At 64.2% G+C, this 5,743-nt stretch carries 3 protein-coding genes; 2 read left to right on the forward strand and 1 reads right to left on the reverse strand.

Annotation, left to right across the window (positions count from 1 at the left end; all coding sequences use genetic code 11):
• The first annotated feature begins 163 nt into the window (after positions 1-163).
• Positions 164-2,416 (forward strand): NADP-dependent malic enzyme, encoded by a 2,253-nt coding sequence (locus Q0116_RS13295; protein ID WP_297889289.1) that lies wholly within the window; start codon positions 164-166, stop codon positions 2,414-2,416.
• 904 nt (positions 2,417-3,320) lie between these two features.
• The gene (locus Q0116_RS13300; RefSeq protein WP_297889291.1) at positions 3,321-4,526 is read left to right on the forward strand and encodes a Cdc6/Cdc18 family protein; all 1,206 of its coding nucleotides are present in this window, start codon (positions 3,321-3,323) and stop codon (positions 4,524-4,526) included.
• A gap of 124 nt (positions 4,527-4,650) precedes the next feature.
• On the opposite strand, the gene Q0116_RS13305 is transcribed toward Q0116_RS13300, so the two are convergent.
• On the reverse strand, positions 4,651-5,211 hold the full coding sequence (locus Q0116_RS13305) for a TATA-box-binding protein (protein WP_004046033.1): 561 nt from the start codon (positions 5,209-5,211) through the stop codon (positions 4,651-4,653).
• Positions 5,212-5,743 lie beyond the last annotated feature (532 nt).

A 5,743-nucleotide genomic window follows, 5' to 3' on the forward strand; every position in this document is an offset into this window, starting at 1 on the left:
GGTGTGCGTCTGTGCGTGTGAAGTGTGGTCCGTTTGGGTGGGGTGTGCGTCTGTGTGAGTCGCCGTCGTACTGGGATCGGCTCCGCTGACGATCGTCAAATGTCGAATAAGCTGTTCGACACCATCGGATAGCTTTTTACTCCGTTCACCAATGGAGAGAGACATGGGACTAGATGACGACGCGCGGGAGTACCACCGACAGGAGCCGCCCGGAAAGATCGAGATCGAGACGACGAAACCCACGAACACGCAGCGCGACCTCTCGCTAGCGTACTCGCCGGGCGTCGCCGCGCCGTGCCGCGACATCGCGGCCGATCCCGAGTCCGTCTTCGAGTACACGGCCAAGGGAAACCTCGTTGCCGTCGTCTCGAACGGGTCGGCGGTCCTCGGCCTCGGCGACATCGGCGCGGCCGCTTCGAAGCCGGTCATGGAGGGGAAAGGGGTGCTGTTCAAGCGCTTCGCCGACATCGACGTCTTCGACATCGAACTCGACATCGACTCCGTCGACCCGTTCTGCGAGGCGGTGAAGGCGATGGAGCCGACGTTCGGCGGGATCAACCTCGAGGACATCAAAGCGCCCGAGTGCTTCAAGATCGAGGAGCGCCTCCGCGACGAGATGGACGTCCCGGTGTTCCACGACGACCAGCACGGCACCGCCATCATCTCCGGTGCGGCGCTGATGAACGCGGTCGACATCTCGGACAAGGACCTCTCGGAGCTGGAGATCGTCTTTTCCGGTGCCGGCGCGTCCGCCATCGCGACGGCCCGGTTCTACGTCTCGCTCGGCGCGCGCAAGGAGAACATCACGATGTGCGACTCCTCCGGGATCATCACCGAGGAGCGCGTCGAGGCGGGCGAGGTCAACGAGTACAAGAGCCAGTTCGCCAGCCCGGTGGAGGACGGCGATCTCGCGGACGCCATGGAGGGAGCGGACGTGTTCGTCGGCCTCTCCGTCGGCGGCATCGTCTCACAAGAGATGGTCCGCTCGATGGCGGCCGACCCGATCATCTTCGCGATGGCGAACCCCGACCCCGAGATCACCTACGAGGACGCGAAGGCCGCGCGCGACGACACGGTGATCATGGCGACGGGCCGATCTGACTACCCGAACATGGTGAACAACGTGCTCGGGTTCCCGTTCCTGTTCCGCGGGGCGCTCGACGTGCGCGCGACCGAGATCAACGAGAAGATGAAGGCGGCCGCCGCGGAGGCGCTGGCGGACCTCGCGCGCAAGGACGTGCCGGACGCGGTCGTGAAGGCGTACGGCGACGACCCGCTCCAGTTCGGGCCGGACTACGTCATCCCGAAGCCGCTCGACCCCCGGGTGCTGTTCGAGGTCGCGCCGCGCGTCGCGGAGGCCGCGATGGAGTCCGGGTCTGCGCGGGTCGAGATCGACCTCGATCAGTATCGGGAGCGGCTCGAAGCACGGTTGGGGAAGTCCCGCGAGATGATGCGGGTCGTGCTGAACAAGGCGAAGAGCGACCCGAAGCGGATCGCGCTCGCGGAGGGCACCGACGAGAAGATGATCCGCGCGGCCTACCAGCTCTCCGAGCAGGGGATCGCCGAGCCGGTGCTCCTCGGCGACGCCGACACCATCTCGCAGACCGCGGCGGAGCTCGGGCTCTCGTTCCGCCCGCAGGTGGTCGACCCCGACAACCGGGACGTCTCCGGGTACGGGGAGCGGCTGTACGAGCTCCGCAAGCGGAAGGGGATCACGAGACGCGAGGCGAACGACTTGGTCAAGCGCGACACGAACTACCTCGGCAGCGTGATGGTCGAGACCGGCGACGTCGACGCGATGCTCACCGGACTCACTCACCACTACCCGTCTGCGCTCCGCCCCCCGCTCCAGATCGTCGGATCCGCGGCGGACACCGACACCGTCGCCGGCGTGTACATGCTCACGTTCAAGAATCGGGTCATCTTCTGTGCGGACACGACGGTCAATCAGGACCCGGACGCGGAGACGCTGGCGGAAGTCACCCGACACACGGCGGACCTCGCGCGGCGGTTCAACGTCGAGCCGCGCGCCGCGATGCTGTCGTACTCGAACTTCGGGAGCGTCGACAACGAGGGGACGCGGAAGCCGCGCGACGCGGTCGACATTCTCCAGTCCGACGACGGGGTGGACTTCCCGGTCGACGGTGAGATGCAGGCCGATACCGCGGTCGTCGACGACATCCTCAACGGAACGTACGAGTTCTCACAGCTCGACGAGGCCGCGAACGTCCTCGTGTTCCCGAACCTCGAGGCCGGCAACATCGGGTACAAGCTCCTCCAGCGGCTCGGTGGTGCCGAGGCGATCGGACCGATGCTGGTCGGCATGGACGAGCCGGTTCACGTGCTACAGCGAGGCGACGAGGTGAAAGACATCGTCAACCTCGCCAGCGTCGCCGTCGTGGACGCACAGGAGTAGTCGGGCGGAGACGTTACGGGCCCGCCTGCCCGCGGACTGTACTGAGTCCGGGCGGACGGCGGTTTTCTCCGGTCCTTCGCGTTTCTTCGGTCACCCCTCGCGCCCCTGTCGCCCAGCAGTCTGGACCGTCGCCCGGCGTGGCTTCGTGCGGAGAGACACACCGTGTTTCCGGTGAAATTGGGGTGTGGCGGGTGGGGTTGGTTCCGTTGTGGTCGGCCGAGTTACAATTTTGTTTGTGCTAGAACAACAGGATTTATACCCTATGTCAGAGTAAAGCTCGCCAAGCGGAATGAGCGAGAGCTCGCCGAGCGATATTGACGTTTCACCGGAAACGCACGATTCATCGGAAACTCACAATGTGCCGGCAGGTCATGCCCTGTCGGAATCCGGTATTTCACCGGAAACCCGGTCTCCCCCTACCGGCAGAAGCGCACGGAGGATCCAGCGAACACCTCGTTTCCGGTGAAACGACTACCTCTGACGTCGCTCGCCGGACTGCCCTTGAGCGCTCTTTCCGCCCACCTCGTCATCATCCCCGTGTACCCTCCCTCGCCCACTTTCACCTTCACGCCCTCCGTGTGCGTGCTATCGCTCGACCACCTCCTTTGCCAAACTGATTGCTGAGCACCTCGCTTTTCCACCATTCGTCCGCTGTTCCGCCTAGCGCAGTCTTCTATTCACCCCCGCTACTCACTGTTTCTAACTTCCTGTCTCCGACCGACTGTCCGCTGCCTACTGGTCCCAGTCCACTGCTCCGCCGCCGCACCCGACCAACTACCCCCGGCCGATTACCCTTTTCACCGGAAACACGGTGTGTGTCTCTAGTCACTGACCCGCCTCTCGAGTCGCCCCGAGCCCCACCGCAAAACAGAACGCATTTCACCGGAAACCCGGTGTCTCTCTCATGGACGCAGCGGACGACCTCTTCACGAGGGAGGACCCCATCTTCTCGAACAAGGAGCTCCTCGAGATCAGTCACTTACCGGGCGAGGGACGCATCGTCGGCCGAGACGACGAGATCGCCGACTTGGCGACCGCCGTCAACCCAGCTATCTTCGGGCAGAGCCCGAGCAACGTCCTCATCTACGGGAAGACGGGCACCGGGAAGTCGCTGTGTGCGAAGTACGTCTCCAAGCGGCTCGTCTCGACCGCCAGCGAGGAAGGCGTCACGGCGACGTTCGCGTACGTCGACTGCGCGCAGGACACCACCGAGACGCAGGCGGTCCAGACGATCGCCGAGGGCGTCAACGACCCGGACGAGACCGGTATCAACGTCCCCGACAAGGGCCTCTCCACATCGACGTACTACAAACGCCTCTGGCGCATCCTCGACCAGCGGTACGACGTCGTCCTGATCCTGCTCGACGAGATCGACAAGCTCGACGACGACGCCATCCTGATGCAGCTGTCTCGCGCGGGCGAGGCCGGGAAGATCACCGACTGTAAGCTGGGCGTCGTCGGGATCAGCAACAAGATACAGTACAAAGACCGGATGGACGAGCGCGTGAAATCGAGCCTCTGTGAGCGGGAGTTCGTCTTCCCGCCGTACGACGCGAACCAGCTTCGCGAGATCATGCAGGCGCGCGCGGACGCCTTCCACGACGACGTCCTCGAACCCTCGACGATCCCCCGCGCCGCCGCGCTCGCCGCCCGCGAACACGGCGACGCGCGGAAAGCCATCGACATCCTCCGGTACGCCGGGGAGATAGCACAGGCCAACGGCGAGCCCACGGTTCGCGAGGAGTTCGTGACGCAGGCGCGGGAGCGGGCCGAGACCGACCGCTTTCGAGAGCTCATCCGCGGGTCCACGCCCCACTCCCGATACGTGCTTCAGGCGCTCGCGCTGCTGTCGCTCTCGAACGGGCGGCAGGACGGGTTCCGGACGAGCCGCGTGTACGAGATATACGAGAACATCTGTCGACAGGAGGGCTCCGACAGCCTCTCGCTGCGACGCGTCCGCGACCTCCTGAAAGAGCACGCGTTCCTGGATATCATCGAACAGTCGAAACACAGCGGCGGCAGCGCGGAGGGCAGTTACACGAAACACCAGCTCCTCGAGGATCCGAGCGTGGTCAAGGAAGTCCTCACCGAAGACGACGCCGAGTCGTAACCGACCCGCTACGGCACTCCACACCGAGCGTCGACCGATCGACGCTACTTCCGGACCGTCCGAAACCGGGTGTCGCTCCCCCTCCGAGACGAGGTCACCGAACAGACCGATCGATGCGAACGCGTCAGCCGAGCAGACCGAGCCCTTCGATGCGCTCGACGATCTCCTCGACCGCTTCCTCGGCGTCGTCAGTCCGCTTGCCGCCGGTGATGACGATCTTCCCGCTCCCGAAGAGCAGGATGACGACCTCCGGCTCGTCCATCCGGTAGACCAGTCCCGGGAACTGCTCGGGCTCGTACTCCACGTCCTCTAAGCCGAGACCGATCGCGAGGGCGTTGAGGTTGAGGTTGTGTCCGAGGTCCGCGCTCGAGACGATGTTCTGAACGGTGATCTCGGGGTCGTCTTCGACCGGGATCTGGAGACCGCGGAGCTTCTCGAAGATGATCCCGAGCGCCTCGTGGACGTCGTCGATGCTCTTTGCGCCCGTACAGACGATCTTCCCCGAGCGGAAGATCAGTGCGGCCGCCTTCGGCTCCTGGGTCCGGTAGACGAGTCCGGGGAAGTTGTCGGGGTTGAAATCCGCACCCGGGAGGTCCTCCGCGAGCGCTTCCAAATCGAGCTCCTGACCGATACCTGTCGATGCAACGACGTTCTGAATCTCGATCGAGTCTGCAGGGTTCGTCATCGTTCGCTTTTATATGTGACCCCCTCCCTTATAAACGCCCGTGGTATAAACGGCCGGTCTCCCCCACCGCGTCTCTTCGATTTCTCTCGCGCACGCACGAGACCCGCAGACACGGCGGGATTTCAATGAACGTCATCTGACAATTCGACCCGTCGAGGCTTCCCTTTGAGTCGCTCGACTAGTTCGTTCACACTACCGGCTCTGCTCGCCGCCGTCGCTCACGTTCGCTCGGGACGGTCCATGAAACCGCATGACGTGGGACCGACGGTTCGACGGGGTTAAGTACAACCCGGGCATTCGAAGATATGCGAGGAGCCCCCGACGTGGGGGCACCGACCGGCCGTCGACCCGGCCGGTCGAAGCGTTCCGACGTGCTTAAGTGTATAAGCCCGTTCGGTTGAAACGCGAAGAACGCACCGCGGACTCGGGCCGTTCAACTCGGCCCGGTTTCGCAGAGTCGGTTCATCCGACTCATCTGATGAGGATCACGCCCCCTGCGCTCCGGCGTAAGCGGTGATCTGATGTGAGCCGT

The organism is uncultured Halorubrum sp. (assembly GCF_937146585.1).
In the GTDB taxonomy this organism is placed as follows: Archaea; Halobacteriota; Halobacteria; order Halobacteriales; family Haloferacaceae; genus Halorubrum; species Halorubrum miltondacostae.